The organism is Rhodanobacter sp. ANJX3 (assembly GCF_014200755.1).
Classification (GTDB): domain Bacteria; phylum Pseudomonadota; class Gammaproteobacteria; order Xanthomonadales; family Rhodanobacteraceae; genus Rhodanobacter.
Genome location: NZ_JACHCM010000001.1, coordinates 23,232 through 41,448, shown reverse-complemented (window position 1 = coordinate 41,448; position 18,217 = coordinate 23,232). Strand labels below are relative to the sequence as shown.

General features: G+C 56.0%; 13 protein-coding genes. 3 read left to right on the top strand and 10 right to left on the bottom strand.

Annotation, left to right across the window (positions count from 1 at the left end; all coding sequences use genetic code 11):
- Nucleotides 1-35: 35 nt before the first annotated feature.
- Together HDE76_RS00160 and HDE76_RS00155 are read right to left on the bottom strand one after the other, a co-directional pair.
- A complete protein-coding gene (locus tag HDE76_RS00160) occupies nucleotides 36-1,706 on the bottom strand; it encodes a MobA/MobL family protein (protein WP_184504642.1) in 1,671 nt (556 codons plus the stop codon).
- Between the two features lie 307 nt (nucleotides 1,707-2,013).
- Nucleotides 2,014-2,511 carry a hypothetical protein gene (locus HDE76_RS00155; protein ID WP_184504640.1) on the bottom strand — a complete coding sequence of 166 codons (498 nt, stop codon included), beginning with the start codon at nucleotides 2,509-2,511 and terminating at the stop codon, nucleotides 2,014-2,016.
- Nucleotides 2,512-2,811: 300 nt separating this feature from the next.
- Between HDE76_RS00155 and HDE76_RS00150 the strand changes: the two genes are divergently transcribed.
- The gene (locus tag HDE76_RS00150; RefSeq protein ID WP_184504638.1) at nucleotides 2,812-3,525 is read left to right on the top strand and encodes a hypothetical protein; all 714 of its coding nucleotides are present in this window, start codon (nucleotides 2,812-2,814) and stop codon (nucleotides 3,523-3,525) included.
- Between the two features lie 856 nt (nucleotides 3,526-4,381).
- On the opposite strand, the gene HDE76_RS00140 is transcribed toward HDE76_RS00150, so the two are convergent.
- From HDE76_RS00140 to HDE76_RS00105, 8 genes are all read right to left on the bottom strand, one after another.
- Nucleotides 4,382-6,058, bottom strand: a complete 1,677-nt coding sequence (locus HDE76_RS00140) for a ThiF family adenylyltransferase (RefSeq protein ID WP_184504634.1) — start codon at nucleotides 6,056-6,058, stop codon at nucleotides 4,382-4,384.
- 35 nt (nucleotides 6,059-6,093) lie between these two features.
- On the bottom strand, nucleotides 6,094-7,254 hold the full coding sequence (locus HDE76_RS00135; protein WP_184504632.1) for a cyclic GMP-AMP synthase DncV-like nucleotidyltransferase: 1,161 nt from the start codon (nucleotides 7,252-7,254) through the stop codon (nucleotides 6,094-6,096).
- Complete coding sequence (locus HDE76_RS00130) at nucleotides 7,247-8,272, bottom strand: CBASS cGAMP-activated phospholipase (RefSeq protein WP_184504631.1); 1,026 nt, start codon at nucleotides 8,270-8,272, stop codon at nucleotides 7,247-7,249. The genes HDE76_RS00135 and HDE76_RS00130 overlap by 8 nt, the downstream gene beginning before the upstream one ends.
- Before the next feature lie 232 nt (nucleotides 8,273-8,504).
- Nucleotides 8,505-9,239, bottom strand: a complete 735-nt coding sequence (locus tag HDE76_RS00125) for a hypothetical protein (protein ID WP_184504629.1) — start codon at nucleotides 9,237-9,239, stop codon at nucleotides 8,505-8,507.
- A 55-nt stretch (nucleotides 9,240-9,294) separates the two neighbouring features.
- Complete coding sequence (gene radC / locus HDE76_RS00120; protein ID WP_184504627.1) at nucleotides 9,295-9,780, bottom strand: DNA repair protein RadC; 486 nt, start codon at nucleotides 9,778-9,780, stop codon at nucleotides 9,295-9,297.
- 224 nt (nucleotides 9,781-10,004) lie between these two features.
- Entirely contained in the window at nucleotides 10,005-10,529 is a 525-nt protein-coding gene (locus HDE76_RS00115) for a hypothetical protein (protein WP_184504625.1), read from the bottom strand.
- Between the two features lie 169 nt (nucleotides 10,530-10,698).
- Nucleotides 10,699-11,172 carry a hypothetical protein gene (locus HDE76_RS00110; protein ID WP_184504623.1) on the bottom strand — a complete coding sequence of 158 codons (474 nt, stop codon included), beginning with the start codon at nucleotides 11,170-11,172 and terminating at the stop codon, nucleotides 10,699-10,701.
- 172 nt (nucleotides 11,173-11,344) lie between these two features.
- The gene (locus HDE76_RS00105; RefSeq protein ID WP_184504621.1) at nucleotides 11,345-12,316 is read right to left on the bottom strand and encodes a hypothetical protein; all 972 of its coding nucleotides are present in this window, start codon (nucleotides 12,314-12,316) and stop codon (nucleotides 11,345-11,347) included.
- Nucleotides 12,317-13,023: 707 nt separating this feature from the next.
- On the opposite strand from HDE76_RS00105, the gene HDE76_RS00100 reads away from it, so the two are divergent.
- Entirely contained in the window at nucleotides 13,024-17,550 is a 4,527-nt protein-coding gene (locus HDE76_RS00100) for an RHS repeat-associated core domain-containing protein (protein ID WP_184504620.1), read from the top strand.
- Complete coding sequence (locus HDE76_RS00095) at nucleotides 17,547-18,194, top strand: hypothetical protein (protein ID WP_184504618.1); 648 nt, start codon at nucleotides 17,547-17,549, stop codon at nucleotides 18,192-18,194. The genes HDE76_RS00100 and HDE76_RS00095 overlap by 4 nt, the downstream gene beginning before the upstream one ends.
- Nucleotides 18,195-18,217: the final 23 nt, after the last annotated feature.

Sequence of the window (18,217 nt, the reverse complement as noted above, 5' to 3'; positions counted from 1 at the left end):
CTTGCAACAAAGGCTTTCCAGTAGCCCAGGGAACGTCACGGATGCGAGCGCAGCGCCGCCGGCCGCAACCGTGCCGCCTCCTGCTCCGGCACCTCAATCACCGGGACCGGCGCCAACACCGCCTCCGGCAACACCCCCTTGATAAGTCCCCGCTCAACCTCATCAGAAGCCGCCAACAGCGGATCGGTCAAGGCTGGGGTCAGTGACGCGAACGCGACCACCGCCGCTTCCAGCCGCTGCTCGTTCTCCTCGCGTTTTGCCTTCATGGCAACCTCCTCATTCGCAAACCGCTCCAGGTGCGCCTCGTGAGAGCGAACTGCTGACTTCAGACTTTGAACCCGCCGATTGATGCTTTCTACCTGTTCCGTCAGGGCGCGCCACACGCGTGGCATCCCTCCCCCTCCGACCGTGAAAGCTTTTGCTGTGGCCATGCGCCAGCGATGTGCCGTTTCCCAGTTTTTCAACTTTTCCTCCACCGCAGCGCGTTCGGCCCTGGCCGAATCAAGCTGAAACGAAACGTCCAGTTTCGCGGCCATCCGCCGGTTACGGTCATCGGTGTGGCGCCGGAAACGTTCCGCGAGCAGCGCGAACGCTGCCAGCACACGCTCGACGATGCGCACGATTTTCATTGCCCGGGCAAACCGCTCCCGCTCTTCCGGTGACGTCGGCGCCGGTGCCGCGGCATGGAAGCGAGCGACTAGGGAACCGGCCGGCGAAGTCAGTGGCGGCTTCTCTAAAGGTTTCGCCGGCGCAGGCGGACCTTCCACCGATGGCTCACTTTTTGGCATCGTCGCCGCGACCGCCGCTTCGGCTGCCAGACGCGCCGCACGTGCAGCCGGGTTCGTTCGCTCGCGGATGGCATCGGCGATCGCCTGTTCCTTTTGAACTTCGAGCACGACCGAGTGCGCGGCCTCATAAACTTTGGACGCGACCAAAATGTGGTTTCGAAGGGCGTCGCCCTTCTGGGTGAAGAAGCCTTTGCGCTCGAGCGCCACGGCGCCGCGCCCGAGCTTGGGCTGAGGCTCAAGAGCCAGTCCCTGGCGCGCATAACTCAAATGCGTGTAGTCAGCAGGCAGACCGTTGGCAGCCGTGAATTTGTTCGACAGCTCCGCCCACCTCGCATTCAAACTTTCAACAAAAGCGCCGGAGGAGTTCTTGTTGGCGAGCGCCACAAACTTTGCACCGAGGCCCCAGTCGGAGTTGCCGTCGGCACCCTCTATCTGCTCAAGCTTTCGTGTCGGGAAAAACAAATGGGCGTGGTAACCCTGTTTTTCTGGCGGCTTGAGTTCGCCCAGCGCGTCGAGTTCGCCGTCGCGATGCAGGCCCATAGAGACAGGTGTATGCAGAGCCTTAACGATGAACCAAGACATTTCTTCGGCTAGATCGCCAGCCTCTTCATCGCTCAGCCCGAAAGGAATCGGTATCCGAAAATCTCTTGCGATCTGGGCGTCTTTCCGTTTTTCCGCCGCCTCCACACGGTTCCAGAGTTCGCTGGGATCGGTGGCCCATGCCGGCGAGCCCTCGGGGGCGATGGTCAAAGCCCTGACGATTTCTTCGCCGAGGGCACGTTTCCGATAGTCATGCCAGCGTTGGGCACGTTCGTCGTAGAGACGAAGGCCCAAGCGATAGGCGGCACCGGCGACCGCTGAGTGGCCGGCAGCGCGAGAGTGAGTTTGGAGGTGGGGGCGAGCATGCTGTTGAGACATTTCATCATCCTGATGAGACGCTTTCCGGTTCGGGGAAAACGTTGAATGGTCATCCTTGACCGAAGAACACCGAAGTGGCCGCCGACCTGACACCCAGCGTCTGCTCGCCCCCACGCAAACATGGAAGCAGTTCTTTTGTCTTCGTCAAGCGCTTAAAGCAAGTCAAGATTGAATAATGTGATGTACATCACAGTAACGTGGGTTCGGGGCATTTTGAGCAAAATGCCGCACCACAAGACTTTCTGAAATTGCCTCCAGGCCACTGCTGACGTGGGCATTGCGCCATTTCTGCTTGAGGCTGCTGGCTTCAACGCTTAGCTTTGCGTTGACTTTGCACACGTCGTGTTGGAACAACACTAAGACGTGCATTGGCCTCATATTTGGCCTCATGCTCTTTTCCCAGCGCACGCATTGATGCTGCGCGATCAACTCCAAAATATCGGAAAGAAACGCCGTTTCCCAAGACGTTGGCTAAGGCAGGCCCAAAAGTGAAGGGTCCACATCCGATGTCGACAATGGTTGCTCCCCGAGCCACATTTACGGGTTGCGCGAATTTGTCAAATGCGTGGATAAGCTCATCTACATGGGCTTTTTGGTTGAGATACTCATAAAGCATCGCTCGGTCCCGTGGAGAGAGATTTCCGCTGGGCTCGTCGAAATCAGCCTGACCACCGCCTATGCCATTCCAAAAGGCCCAGTTCATATCGTGCCCCAGCAAAATTCCACCCGCGCTTCGCTCATCACTTCGGATGGATTCCACAATAAAGCTGCGCCGGAGATCTTCTAGCCATCGTTTCCACCTCATTCCCTTGTTCCCCGTGTTCTCTTCCAGATGAAATAGTATCCGCAGCCCATTGGTGACAACGCTAGCGCTTGAGTGTCGAATTGCCCCAGACGGGCTCTCAAGCGCAGCTGGACCATTCCCCCAACGTCATGGTGCGCTCATTTATGTGTCGAGCGCCATAGGTTCCACAGCCTACGATTTGATCGAGCTTAGAGCCGCCAAGCTCCCGATTACCAACTGTCTTGTGTGCGAACGAAGTGCAAAATTCAATTGGCGGAGCCACACTCGCCCCAACTCAGTATTCGGCATCCGGCAGGCGGTATGAGCGATCAGGGCGAAAAGAAGCTGACGATGGACCTTGTCGAACCAATCGTTGAGTCTGAGACAGACAAGATTTATCGAGTGATTTCGATTGGCGTCCAAGCCATACCGCTTGTTGGAGGCGCCATCGGAGAAGCTTTCCATGCCTTTGTGAAATCGCCCTTTGAGCGAAGGCAACGACGAGCAATTGAGCTCATGATGGAAGCGATAAACTCTCTTCAGGATAAGGTCTTCCGGTCGCAAGAAGACTTGATCAACGATGAAGCCTTTGTCTCGACATTGTTCACCGCAGCATCTATGGCGACACGAACCGCCGACGCTGAAAAGCTCAGAGCCATCAAACAGGCCGTGATCAGTGGAGCACTCGATGCCGCTCCAGACGAAGCAATGCAGCAAATGTTTATGGCGACGCTCGCTGGCATGACCGGTGTTCATTTGAAACTTTTGCCCTATTTCAAATCACTCACCCCTCAAATAATCAAAGGATTTAACGCCGGCGAGCGCAGTGTTCAAAACAGCTATTTCGATAAAGTGAAGGCGTATGTCCCCAAAGGAACGGATACTGGATTGATCGCACGTGTAACTCGGGACCTTCAGTCATGGGGGGTGATCGCCGTTCCAGTTGGGGCGTCATCTTCAGCCAGTGGCCCTAACTTCATCACCATGACGTTAACCGATTTCGGTAAACGCTTCGTTGAATTTATCGATGCTTGAACTAAGCCTCGTTCGACATCTCGGTTAGCTACTGCTGGCTCGCGTTTTCCAGTGCAATGCAGAATTTGGCAAACATAGGGAAGGACGAATACCGTCCCATATACTGCACGCTCTCAGGCGTACACGTTGCCGAACCCAAGAAGTTTCGTTTACATCAGCCCCTTGCCGCCACGCTCACCGGCAAACCGGCGCCCACCACCACGTGGTCTAGCAGTCGCGCGCCGATGGAGCTGTAAGGCATCTTTAAGCTCGCGGGTGATGGCTCGGTCTGGCGAACGTGGATCAGAGCAAACAAGTGCTTATCTAGCCATGCTCAGGCCGGCTCACAAAGGCGAAGTTGACCGATCAGTAATATCTATAGGCGTTAGTCGCGCTAAGGCGCCCATAATCGCGCAGCCTGCCCAAAGCACCACCTCAGTTCCAGCAATGAGGAATGCATGAGGCTCGTTTCGCTTTTGCAGGATCTCAGCCCAAGCGCGCCGATCGGTAGGGGACGGGGTCGGGGAACGCTCGGGGTGCGTGTGCCATTCCCCCAAATAATCTACGGTATGCCCTGATTGCTCCCACGCTCGCAGGGCCTGCTGTTGATGGCATCGATCTTTTCGCTCGAACGAAACGCGCGTTGCCACGTCCTTAGGCCCGGGAACAGTGAGTTGAGTGACGTGCAGATGCGCGCCTCGCCGACATCCCAGCAAAATGCCGCCCGCTTCGGGGGCATGCCTCGTCAATTGTCGGTAACGAGCAATAACGGATAGAACGCTCCCTTCTATCAGCACCAGTCCGTCGGCGATCACTGGATTGGCAAAGACCAAAGCGGCAGGTTCGTCTACTTGACCTAGAACAAATCGCTCATCCATCAACCAGCCTTTCGCAGTGCGGCGATGACGGGGCTGCAAGCCGGGCAGTTCTCTAGCCGTTTAGGATTTTGGCTTTTGACCGGATGGACGTCGGCACCTGGCCTCACTACCACGCGAAGACGCGGGGAGACGTCGCCTTTGAGCCAATCGGCAACCACGTCCGCGGCCAATGCCGCCGCGTGCATGGGAGCAGAGACCGCATAGAGAGTTACGGCATGACAGCCTTTCATGACCCAAACCGCGTCGTCGCTTTTTTCAATCGGAAACCGTTCGGCTCGATGACCTTGGGGAACGTTTGTGCGAAGACAACGAAAGCACGCACCCTTTTCAGGATCCACCCACAGTGATTGCACGGCACCACCCGTGCCCGAAATCCGAACATAGAGCATCGGGCCCGCTGCGGCACCCGCTTTTAAGTGGCGCGCGTTGATAGCCTCACTGAGTGCCTCCTCACCCGTAGCATCGATAACCAGGTCGCCTTCAAAAAGGTCGCTCACCGCCAAAGCATTGCCGACGACCCCCACCACTTTCGCCAATGGAAATGTTCGCTTTAGCTCGTGCTCCATGGCGATGCTTTTTTCTTGAAACAGCGACGGGTAACCCAGGGCATGCCGCCCCAAGTTTTCGGAACCCATCAAGTCGGGATCAATGATACGAAGCCGGCCGCGCTTTCCTTGCCCTGCTCCCAATCGCACCAGTGCTTCGGCCAAGTGACTGCCAATTGCGCCACAGCCAATCAACGTGATCCGCTTATCCGTCAAATCCTGAAACGTGAGGTTTCGGGAGTGGACAAACGCTGCGCTCCAGTCAATCACCGAAAGACGCGTAACGGGCTGGGTCTTCCCCTTGGCATGCATGTACTGCCGGTAAGCGGATGGATTTCGTTTGCCCAGCAAACGGGTAGTCTCGCTCCCGAGGGGAACACACACACCAAGCCACCCTGCCGGACTTTCGACTACGAGATAAAGGTTGGCACGTTTCAGATATTCACGATCATGACCCAAGCGGTTCTGAAAGTTGCCGGACAAGTTCTTGTCCCAAGCCTTCAGCCAAGCAAATAACGACCGCACATCCTTGGGAAAAGACTGGCTCATCGGCGGCCATTGGGGCGTGCGAAGCACCCAGGCCGCTCCCGAACCGTAATCAGTCAACGACTCGTCCAAAGCACCGGAAATAGCTTCCAACTCTTGAAGGTCATCCGCAAAAATCAGGAACCTTGCTCCGATCGCGGCCATACGCACATGGGTGCTAAGTACTGAAACGCCGGCCTTGACCACTGGCAACGGTCCAGGTGTTTGGGCGACTGACCAATTAGCCAAATACTCACGGGTGAGTTCAGCGCGTCGGTAATCCGGGTTGAGCGCCAACTCGTCCAGCACGTGCGTCGCTTGAGCCAAGCATTGGGCCACAGCGCTGATCGGGTCATACCGATCAAGCACCACGGACCCCTGGGTGTAATAACAAAGACCATTGCTTGCGCTTATGTGCGCCTGAACACCCTCCAAAGCCGCCGGCCGATCGCGCAATCGGATTGTTGGATACGAAATAAAATCCCAGTCCGAAATGCTCAGATCGACCTGAATCGGTCCTTGCCTGCATTTCAATGGGCCTCGAAATCGCACGGCGCCATGGCGACGCGCGACGTAGGTAAAGCCTTGCGCCACCAAGTAACGCATGACCTCCACGTCGGGCGGGGACACAGACATTCGGATTAACCCGCGTAGCTGCTTTTAACGACGGGTGTAACCACTGGACGAGCAGGTGTCTCCCTGACCTTGTCGGCGGGAGAGTCGGTTTCAACATCCGCCTCCCGATTAGGGATCCGCTGACCAAGCTGTCCACGAAGCGCAATAACCACTGCGCTCTTCGGCTGCGTCACATTGGTAAGCGACTCGCGTAGCGCACGTTCAAGCAGGATCGCTCGATTTCGAGCATCCAGCCGCTGCGTAGCATCGAGTCGGTTGAAGTTGTGTTCGCTGTCGATCCCTTCTTCGTAATAATCGCCAGCGACGGCTGCTGGAATGAACTGCGCAACATGGGCCAGAGCCTTATCATCGCGCCCGGGTTGCTTCGAAAAATGCCGGCAGATGGCCAGCATCAACAAGACCGACGTAGGACCACCTTCCTGCCAATTGTGATCGCGCCAAGCCTTCACGTAGCGCCAAACACGCTGCAGCTGGTCGCCATGAATTTTGAGTTGATCACGGAACCAGCCAGCAATGACCTCCGCGTCAGATGGCTCCCAAATGCCCTTGCGGGTGGCGACCATCATGCCCTCGAAATCGTCCCAATCCTGGGAAGAAATTTCTGAAGCTTCGTTCAACTGTTCGAGCGATGCAGTGGCTGCATCAAACGCTCGCTTCTCCACCCGCTCAATTTCTCGGTCAGATACGCGCGCAAACTGTTCGGCAGGCGCGGCATACAGCGCGACGTCAACATGTGCCCACTTAGCAACATGCACCCGGAGGCAATGGTTCTTGTCTTTGCCCAGTCGCCATCCCTGCTCATGCGCGAGCTCACCGAGCAGGGCCTCGACCAATTCAAAATAAGCCGCCGCAGCAACTCGGGGGGTTCCCGTTTCTTCCCAAGCTTCAACCGGCAGATAAACCCCGTAATCCCAGTCCATTTCCTGTGGTGGCATATGGTCGGGCTGCACACATGCGCGATACGCCCACGACCCTTGCGTGCGGAACCGCGGCGCAACGGTTTTTTCCATCCCGAGCTTGGTTTTTGTGGCCGCCTCAATCCGAACGCGCAACCGGTCGCGAATTTTATTTTTCGCCTTGCGCAATTCAGACTCTTGAAGGTCTGTCGGCACGATCGCCTCATAGAACGCCGAATCGCCGTGCAACAGCTTTGTAAATTTACGCATTGGCATTCTCCGAGCTGGACGTGGGCAAACCGTGGAAAAAGTGAGGGGCGTTCGCTTCATAGGCGATCAAAGACTGATATTGCGGATCTCCCAGAACCACCTTTGCGCGCTGTATGGCCCGACCGAGCAAAATTTCTTGGGCCGCAGCATCCGTCTTGTCCAAATCGACGGCACGCGCCGATTGATCCGTGATCGTGTCATCGACATGCATGTAGCGGTTGTCCGGCAAACGTTGACGCAACATGTAATACGTCAACGTCTCATGAGCTGAGATTGCCAAGCCAAACAGCCGACGTGACATTTCGATCGGGTTTCCACCACCCCAATCCACCGCGCCACCCTCGCGATTGCGCGCCGGATCGACCGTATATTTGCTCGACATCGTGCCAATGGACATGAGGCGAACGTTCGAAGCGGGCACGCCCAAAAACGTCTCCATCTCGTGAAGAGCAATCAGGCCCGGTGCGTTTGCAATCAGTCCGCCGTCAACGTATTGCGTGTGGTCAAAAACGTGCCGGGGAAAATAACTGGGAGCGGCGCTGGTCGCGAGTGCGACGTCAACAAGCCGCCGTTTGTGGTCAATGTGGAACGTTGAGTGGTGTGCGGTCTTGAACATCACCGGATCGCCGGTGGTGTAGCTGATGGAGGGAATGACCACCGGATGGGAGCAGTCGGCCAGAGTGCGCGACCCGAATACGTCAGCGCTCCCGAGCAACTGGGCCAACCCATCTGAAGCGTATTTGGATTTGAAAAAGCCCTGCGCCCTCTTTTTGAAAATAACGCTGCCGTGCTCTTCAAAAAAGCCAACTAAATTGGCCGCAGGCAGCTCGCAAGCGAGCCCGAGCGCAATGATGCCGCCGATCGACGTGCCAGCCAGCAGGTCGAAATGCCGGGCGATTCGATGCCCAAGCGATTCTTCCAAACAAGCGAGTATTTTCGCGGTGTACAGCCCGCGATATCCCCCGCCCGATAAGGCCAAGATTTGTCCCCGAATTGGCTCGCCTTCGCTCCCACTCATGCTTTACCCCTCTGACTCTTTAGGCAACAACTGACGCGCTTGTCACCCCTGCCATTTGCGATCAGCTCGAACTTGCGTCATAGTCGAACATGGGGTTATATTTTTTTAATTCAAGGGCGCTATCGAGCGCATATAACCGGCACCTTCGCAAATGGCATCGCCAGCAATCAAGCGGTGAGCGCGGTATGCAGACGAAGTAGGCAAAGAGCTGCCAAAAGACTTCGTTGGAACTTTATTTTGCTTTTGAGGTGATGCCACCCGCCATTGGCGAAGTCGCCCACGTCACGCTATCGCGAGGCACGATTACCGCGTGCCCTTCCGTATACAGCGCACAAAACGGGCCCTCACAACTCATTACGCGTAAGCTGCGCCGCACCCCGTCGGGTGCGGTCAGGAACGCTTCTGGCGAGGCGGCAAAATTAGTAGCCGCGTCCTTCGCCGCAATACCTCGTCCCACACTTTGAAAAGGTGCCACCAGAACGAGAAGCCCGATGACTAGCAAGCTCAAAATGGTAAAGGGTATGTAGAACACCAGGTACGACACTGATACGGCACGTATTAGCTGCCAAGCCAGCTTTCTCATCCAGACCGGCAGGTGCCATTTCGCTGCGAACGTCGGCGGCCGTTTCCTTCTGACGAAGGTTAGGAACCACCGTCTAAACGGTCCGATGCTGGTTATAAAAAGGATAGTCAGGATAACCAAGAACCAGTGCTGCACCACACTGTGAATCATCCACGTTAACGCCGCGGCTGCGCCATTCAACCAGGCGGCCACGCCATGGACCAGCGTTTCCTGCAAATCCAACGGAAACATGGAGGATGGCAAATGGAAGTAGTCCAGATAGCCCTCGTGATAGGCCCACCCGTTGAGGTAAAGGAGCGCCGTGATTAGCGGCAGAAGCGCGATCGAGGCGATGAGGCGAGCGCCCCAATGCTGGGGCGCTTCTCTTGAGGTTTTGGTCATCATCCCTGTCGTCCTGGTTGGCCAGCACGCATTCTTTCACCAAATGGGCGAGCGGGGCTCACATCAGCCCCCTCGCCGCCAGGCTCACCGGCGAACCAGCACCCACCACCAGGTGGTCGAGGACCCGCACGCCGATCAGTTGTAAGGCATCTTTCAGTTGCCGGGTGATTTCCCGGTCTGCCGAACTGGGTTCAGTGACGCCGCTGGGGTGATTGTGCGAAAAGATTACCGCGGCTGCGTTGATGTTCAGAGCGGCTCGAACGACTTCTCTGGGGTGGATCGTCGCGCCGTCGATGGTGCCGCTGGCCAGCTTTTCGGTGGAAAGGATCCGGTGCCTGTTGTCGAGCCAGACCGCATGGAACTCTTCGTGCCTCAGACCGCCGAGCCGCATCCGCAAGAAGTCTGCGGCGTCGCTGGGGTTCCCCATGCTGCCTTGGCGTTCCAGCTTGGCCAAGAGGATGCCCTCGGCGGCGGCCAACACGTCTTGCTCCGTGGTCTTGCCGGTCAGTCGGTAGTTGCCTTTGTTGTCGAGAAGAATGCCCATGTCGTTTTCCTTCGACGCTGGATTGCGCCGTGGGCCTCGAGCAGCGAAGCGGGAAAAGGCAGGCAGCACCTGGAACAAGCGCCATGCGCGCCGTGGAAGGCGGGAATGAAATGGACGAGGGCGCGCCCTTGCGCCGGCCGACCGCGAAGTGACGATGACCCACTTGAGGTGCAAGCCAGTGACGTGGATCAACGAAAAGAGGCTGGGATCCGCAACCGGATTGCCTATCGCCGGAAAAAATGGACTACTGCGATTTTCCAAGGCCCCTCCTCCGCTTCGCCAAGCGCCTCCAACGCATCAGCACAAAAGCCACCAACGTCAGCGTGGCCCTTTGTTAGCAAGAGTCGAATAATGTCCAAGTCGGAATGATGGCGAACCGCCAGAGCGAGCATTGAGCCCTCTCCCATGTCGAAGTTGGCATCTTCGCCGCCTGCCGAAAGTGTTTCCAAGCTCGATTGGACATCGGCAAGGTCATTGGCTTCGATGGCATCGACCAAATCGAAAGCCGCCTGGTCCATGATCGACCGCCAGTTCAAAGCTGTGACGACCAGGGGAAATGCCCTCACACGCTGAGACCACGCCGCCGCCTGCGCTGAATGCGCGTCAACATCTTCCAGCGCCTGAAGAAAGTCGAGGTCACGGGCGTCAGCGCCATTCCGTAGAAGCGTTGAGATGACATAAGGCGGCGCCAGGTTCAGGACGGCGTTTACCAGATCAAGTTGCAGTGCACTGTTTCCTTCGGTGGACATGAGTTGTTCCTTTGTGATTGAGCGGTAAGGACTGACACGACGCAGGTCGGCGACCTGTCTAACGGTTTAGGTTGAGGTGTGTGGAAGCTCGAAGCCGTCGAGCCAACGTTGCGCGGTTGAGAAGAGCCGGGGCATCGCGGTCGCCCCGGCCAGGTTGCGGACAAATCGCTTACGCCACGATTTGCCCGGCGTTCCATGCGTTGGCCACGTTGGCAAGGCCATCGGCAAGCTGGTTCAGAAGTGGGGTGCGAGGACCGCGCACCTCGGCCACGAATTCGGCGATGCGAGCGATGCGCACGATGTCGCAGCGTTTGGATGCGAGTTCTGCGTAGAAGATGTAAGCCAGAGCCAGGTAGACGATCTCCGTGACTTCTGCCTCGGACCTTTTCTGAATCCCATTGGGCTTCATTTGCATTTCGCGCAGGCACGCTACCGTCATCGGCAACTCGTTGATGTCCAGGCCACCTCGCAGCATCTGGATGGTGAGCTTGGTGCAGTTTTTAATGAGGCCTTTGAAGCGTTCCTGTGCTTTGGCTTGGCGGTTTCGATCGCTTCCTGCCCCAGAACGCTTTTGCGTCGCAGGGGCCTGAGTTGAGGCCATTGGATTGCGCGCGCGGCGCTGCTGGGAATTTTTGATCTTCATGATTGTTCCTTGGTTGATGACAGCTCCAGCGGCTGCTGGAGTCGCTCCAAGGTGCGAAGAAAGTTTTCACGTTTGGATGCAAATTTCCCCCATGGCTCGAAAACGCCTATGGGCTTCAGCCGGCGTTTACATAAAAATCAAAATTGAAAATCGCTGCTCAATGCGGCAGAGATCAGCTGCGAGCCCGGTCTCGGGGTGGTCTGTCTGGATCAAATTCGATCCCTTCCAACGCTCTGGCGACCTGCATCTCGGCCCCGTGGACATTGAAGTCTACGCGGGCGTTTTCGACAGCGACGCTCAGAACATAGCGCCAGGCCTGCCACGCTTCCCCGTCAGTCCAGTCGAGTTCCAGAGCAGATGTCAGAGAGAAATTCTGGATGGAGCCACCGTCAGTCAAGAGGCCAGTGATCTCATCGCATCGATCGAATGGAAGCCATGCACTGTCCGTAATCTTGCCGGACGCATCCACGATCCACGGCTGCTCCACGGCAACGGCGGCGTGCAACGAAGCCGCCTGATGCAGCAAGAATTGCCGCACCTCCAGGAGTGTTTCCGGTTCGACCCCTGCAAATGCAGTCACGCGCGCCTCCAATGCGGCCTGGATTGCTCTTTTTTCCCGCGCTCGGTCTTCCTCTTTCAGTTCGAGTGCACGCAGTCGTTTGTGCAGCGATTCATCACTGTTCCACCGGACGTTGGCACCGACTTGATGGTTCTCATTCGCCTCTTCAGCGTGCTGACGCCACCACGCTTCGATCGGCTTGAAGTGATAGATGAAAGCACCCCGCTCTCCAGCGATCGGTGCGTGCCCTTTCAGGGGTGGCCCTTTCCGTGCGTCGCGGAAATCGGCCAGCTGCGGCCGCATCAGTTTCAGTCCTCTTCGACAATATGCGCAGACTTCGTCTTCGGTGAGCTGATTGCAACGCTCCGGCCGCAGGCCCGCGATGGCCTCGCTGCATCGCGCGCCCAGAGCGTCCAACTCAATTCGGATTTCGGCCTTTTTGGCTTTGGCCAAGTCAGCGGTGTCCGCACGCGCGTTGAGCTTGGCCTGAACTTCACTCAGCAGAAGCGTCCAGGGCTTTTCACCGCTTTCGGCGAACACCTTCAACACGTCGCGCAACGTGGAATGCTTATCCGGCAGCGTCATGTCTGGTCCATCCTTGTGCGGGTCAGCTCGGATGCTGCCAGAGGCGAAGGTCTCTCGCTACAGGGGCTTCAATTGTGCGACCAGGTCTTCTGGATCCAGGCCCGCTCGTTTCAGCATTTCAGCGGCAGCCAGCAAATACGGGACGCGAAGTGAATCGCCCAGAGTTCCATAGACACTTAGGACCCTCGTTGCGCGTAGCGAATTTCAACTCAAGTGAGATGCCCGCTGACGTGTCCCCACTTGTCAGTAGCAGCGTGGGCTAGGCAGAATCTATCTGCACGTCCTTGCGTTGAGATTGGGCCTCCCGAAACCGGACGATAGCCATCGGCAATTTGGGGTCGGGCAGCGACCTTTGAGGAACCGGCGCCAATCGGCCATAAGCAGCCACATTTCAGATGGGATCAATTCCATCGCTGAAGTCGATTGGAAACAGATGCGTAAAGGCTTCAACGCGCTCAGATCAACCGCCCAGGCAGAGCTTCGAGGGTGGTGCGCTGCTCAAACGACTATTTATTTACAAGCTTGTGGATGTCATTGGAAAGGCTCTTGGGCTGAGTTGTCTTGGGACGAGCATCTTGAGAACGTGACATCTTTTTTATCTACGATCACAGGAACGTGATTGGCATCACATCGCATGCACAAAGACAAGGAAGAACATCATCCAAGGGCAAAACTCGCTAAGCCACTTCATCAATTAAGGAAAAAACATGTCACGGACGATTGCTTGGTTAGACCAACTTGCTCGTGTTGGACGTTTTCTTAGTTCCCTAGCTGCCGTGGTGCTGGTTTTTAGCTGGGCGACCGTAAGTCATGCGCAGACCTCAACTTCGCGATACGACACACCGTACTACTACACGGACTATGACGCGAGCAGCAATCAGGTCACATTCGACTTCAATTCTCTCGACGATGCGGTGCAGAGTGCGAAAAGCTACCTGACTACTCGTTATCCTACGGATTATCCCGCCAATTGCGTCGCCCAGTCGGTTCCACCCTCCGACCCCCAAGGACCCAGCTACGGCGAAGAAGCGATGGTCCAGTATGCACCGAGTACCAGTCCAACCATTTATTGTCCATCGAATGTCATCACGATCCGTCTGACCTTCTACAACAACGATCCTGGCAAAAATACCGGCGACGCAGGCGATTGCAACGGTGGCAATGGTCAAGCAGGTGGTGATGTCGCGATCATCTGCCCCGGAACGGTGATGGTCACCGATCCCATCAACTTCGCGACGGGCAATAAATATCAGCAGGACACGGACTTCGACGCTTCGCCGTGGCTGACGTTCCGTCGCTTCTATAACAGCATCGGGTATGTAGCATCTTCCACATTGGGACCACAGTGGCGGCATTCGTTCGACCGTTCGTTGGTGCTGCTCAATACTTTGCCTGATGGCACCGGCACGTCCTACTTAAAGCTATACCGGCCTGATGGACGCAGCGAACGGTTTGAACCGGGAAGTGGCGGCGCATGGGTAGCAGACGCTGATGTCGCCGATACGCTAACTGCGCAACCTGATGGCAGCTTTCTCGTTTTCATGGCTGAACCTCGACAGTTCGAGCATTACTCGGCCGCCGGTGCACTGCAATCCATCACCGATGAATCAGGCCAAACGACCACGCTGGCATACAGCGGCTCCCGCTTGCAGACCGTCACCGACCCGACCGGTCGCACGTTGAGTTTCAGCTACGACGGCAGCGGACGTTTGCAGACCGTGAGCTTGCCTGACGGAGGCGCACTGACTTACGGTTACAGCAACGGCAACCTGGCGTCGGTGCAATATCCCGATATGTCCACCCGCCAGTACGTTTACAACGAATCTGCCTTGACTGCCGGCTCAAGCTTGCCCAATGCGTTGACCGGTGTCGTTGATGAGAAAGGCGTGCGTTATGAGAGTACGGGCTATAACAGCGCCGGTAAGGCAGTCTCCAGCAGCTTTGCCGGCGGGGCCGGTGCGAGCAGCATTTCGGGATTCACTCTCACGACACCATTGGGCGCTGCCCTCAATATTTTCACCCAAGACAATGGTTTTGGTGCTCTTCAGCTGACTTCCAGTTCAAACCCTTGCAACGACGCTTACTGCAAGCAGCCTTGGGAAGGGCGCACCTATGACACCAATGGCTATCCGGCGAGCTTTACCGATTTCGATGGCAATGAGACCGACACGACCTACAACACTGCCGGCCTAGAAACACAGCGGATCGAGGCCGTTGGCGCAACGGACCCATCTATTCCCTGGCAGCGAACCATTAACACGACTTGGGACAATGTACTGCGCAACCCACTGACGCGTATCACGTTGGATGCCAATAACAATGCAGTGGTGCAAAGCGCTTGGGTTTACAACTCGCGAGGCCAGGTGACGGCTCAATGCGATATCGATCCCGCGGTATCCGGTGCTGCCAGCTATACGTGTGGCAGTGCAGCGAACGCGCCGACCGGAGTACGCCAATGGATCAGAACGTATTGCGATGCGGTCGATGCTACTCAGTGCCCATTGATCGGCTTGCCCTTGAGCATGGATGGTCCGCGCACGGATGTCACCGATACCATCATCAATACCTACTACCTGGACGATAGCACCAGCCATCGCCACGGTGATCTGAAGTCCGTGACGGATGCAATGGGCCACGCCACCACTTACCTTAACTATGATGGTGCGGGTCGGATACTGTCCCAGCAAGACGCCAATGGCGTCACCACCACGTTCACTTATACGCCGCGCGGTTGGTTACACACGCGTACCGTGGCGGGTGCCACGACGACGACCACTTATACGCCCTATGGCGCTATTGCTGCCGTCACCGATCCGGATGGTGTAACCATCACGTATGGCTACGACGATGCCCATCGGCTTACCGATATCACCGATGCGCAGGGCAACCATATCCATTACACCCTCGATGCCAACGGTAACCGCATCGGTGAAAGCACCTATGCAGTTAACAGCATCACGCCCAGCCGCAGCCTGACGCGCACCTACAACACGTTGAGCCAACTCACGAAAGTCATCGACGGATTGAACCAAACGGTGTTTGATGCCAGCAGCGACGGCAGCGGCACAGCGCCGGCGGGCTACGACCCTGCCGGTAACTTGCAATACAACACCGACGCTTTGGGCGTCGCGCGCTTTCAGGAATACGATTTCCTTAACCGTCCATACCAAACATTCAATGATTATGGCGGCGCGGGGACCACGGCTAACACCTATTCAAACTATGCTTATGACGCGCTGGATCACACAACGAAGGTCACCGATCCCTCCTATTTCAATACCACTTACATCTACGATGGCTTAAGCAATGCCACGGGACAAACGAGCCCAGATACAGGTGCGAGCAGCAGCACCTACGATGCGGCTGGAAACGTGCTCAATCACACGGATGCCAAAAACATCGTAAGCACGTCCACTTATGATGCCCTGAATCGACGGACCGGAACCACGTATGTCGACACCACGGCCAACGTGACTTACAAATACGATGAAGCCAACGCCGTCACGGGCTGCACCAACTCCTCGTCCATGGGTCGACTGACACGTGTGATCGAAGCCACCGTCACCACGGTGTACTGCTATGACCCGCACGGAAATGTGCTACAGAAATCTCAGCTCACGGCTGCTCATACCGACGTTACCCAGTACGCGTATAGTTCAGCTGATCGACTGCAGGCGATGACCTCACCCGATGGCACACAGACGACCTATAACTATGACACCGATGGTCGTGTCAGCAGTATTGCTGTACATCCCAGCGGTGCCTCTTCAACGTCCAATGTGGTTACAGGAATCACCTGGCTACCGTTTGGTCCAGTCAGCCAATACACGCTGGGGAACGGTCAGACGGTGACGCGCACCTATGACGCCAACTACCGCGTCACCGATGTCACCAGTCCGGCATTGGCGTTGCACTTTGCTTTGGATGCGAGGGGGGATATCACGGCTATTGGTAATGCGTCTGGCGCCAACCCAGCGATCGAGACATACCGGTACGATTCGCTGTATCGCTTGCTTGGTGCAACAGAAGCCAATGGCACTGCATTGGAGAGCTATACTTACAATGCGACGGGTGACCGTGTTTCCAAAACGTCGTCAGGACTAGCCACCGGTAGCTACCTATACACCGCTGGCACCCATCAGCTTCACAGCGTCGGCGCCGTAACGCGTGCCAATGATGCCAACGGTAATACGACCGGCGACGTCATCGGCGGTAACACCTATGGTTTTGCCTACGATAGCCGCAATCGTTTGACGCTCACGCAAGCCAATAATACGACGGTCGCGGTCTATACCACTAACGCACTGGGTCAGCGCATCGGCAAGGGGCCGTCCCCATCGCAGCCGTTGGCGGAGCGCTATGTTTACGACGAAGCCAGCGTATTGATCGGAGAATATGGCACGACCAACCGCGATTACGTGTGGCTCGGCAGTACTCCTGTCGCCGTCATCGACAACACCACCAGCGGCGGTGTGGTTACCAGCGTTTTTAATTACGTGCATGCAGATGGCCTGGGGACACCACGAGTCGTCACCAACAATGGAGGTACGGTGATTTGGCAGTGGGCCTATCAGGGCAATCCATTTGGTGAACAACAGCCCACGTCGTCGACAGGATATGTTTTCAACTTGCGCTACCCCGGCCAATATTTTGATGCCGAGACAATGACGAACTACAACGTCTATCGCACCTACGAGGCAGACACTGGACGGTATCTACAGAGCGATCCCATTGGACTGGATGGCGGATTTAGCACCTATGCATACGTTGGTAATGCACCATTTCAAAACATCGATTTCTTGGGCCTTTGCAAGACGTGTGTGGGCTATGCAAAATATTCGGGAATTGGACCGAAGCAAGCGCTTAGCAGTGGCGCGTTAGGAATTCCGCCCCAGCCTGGTTCCGTTGCCTTGAGCCCCGCAGCGTTCGGTTTACCGTATGGAACGATCGCAGACAGGACGGCATCGCAGGCGGCACTTGTGAATGCTATGGGTTCGGTGACGATCCAAGCGACGGGTCTTAATATGGGCCAGGGTGGTCCATCTTCATCGACCTTCACCATAGGAGATGTGGGTGACAAAAATGTGCGAAACAGCGGCACTGTTCGTTTTGATATTTATCGATTCAACTCCAACGCGAATGCAAACAGTTTTGGTAAACAGACTGCATACACAACAATAAGCGGGCTCCCAGATAGTTTCTCTTGTCCACCAGGATTTCAGGAAGTTCGATGAACATGATAAAAGTTGCAACCGTCCTTTTTTCAATGGCCTTCATCGGCGCAACCTTTGCATCAAATGCAGATGGAGGTATCTGGTCCAAGAACGCTAAGGACGTCGGAGAAAATACCGATTCAACACTGAATATTTTCTCGGCACGGTCACCCGACGGTAAAAAAACGATCACCTTCACCAACAATAAACTGATGCTTATAGTGGGCGGAAAAACATTAGCCGATCTCACCGACTCGATGTATTCACCTCGGCTCACCGAGATAAGTTGGTCTCCGGACTCGCTCGCATTTTTCGTTAATGCGAGCGACGGTGGCGTGGAAGGGACTTGGGTAAGTAGCGCTTACCTGCTTGTAAACAATGCGGTGAAAAAAGTTTCAGTTGGGGAAAAGATTAATTTGCAGAGCACTTTGAGCACAGACTGTAAATATAAGAATTTAGGATCCGTAGCCTGGTTAAATGGCCACCGTAACTTATTGCTTATTGAACAGGTGCCTGACTCGTCCAGCTGTTCTCATATGGGTGAGGCCACAGGATATTTATATGATGTCGAACATGATTCCATTGCCAACACTCTTTCTCCGGACAAGATCAAAAGCCAATATTCTGAATATCTTGGTTCTCAAGCAAAATCAGCTTTGCAATAGTGGTGACTGGCCACTCCAGCTCA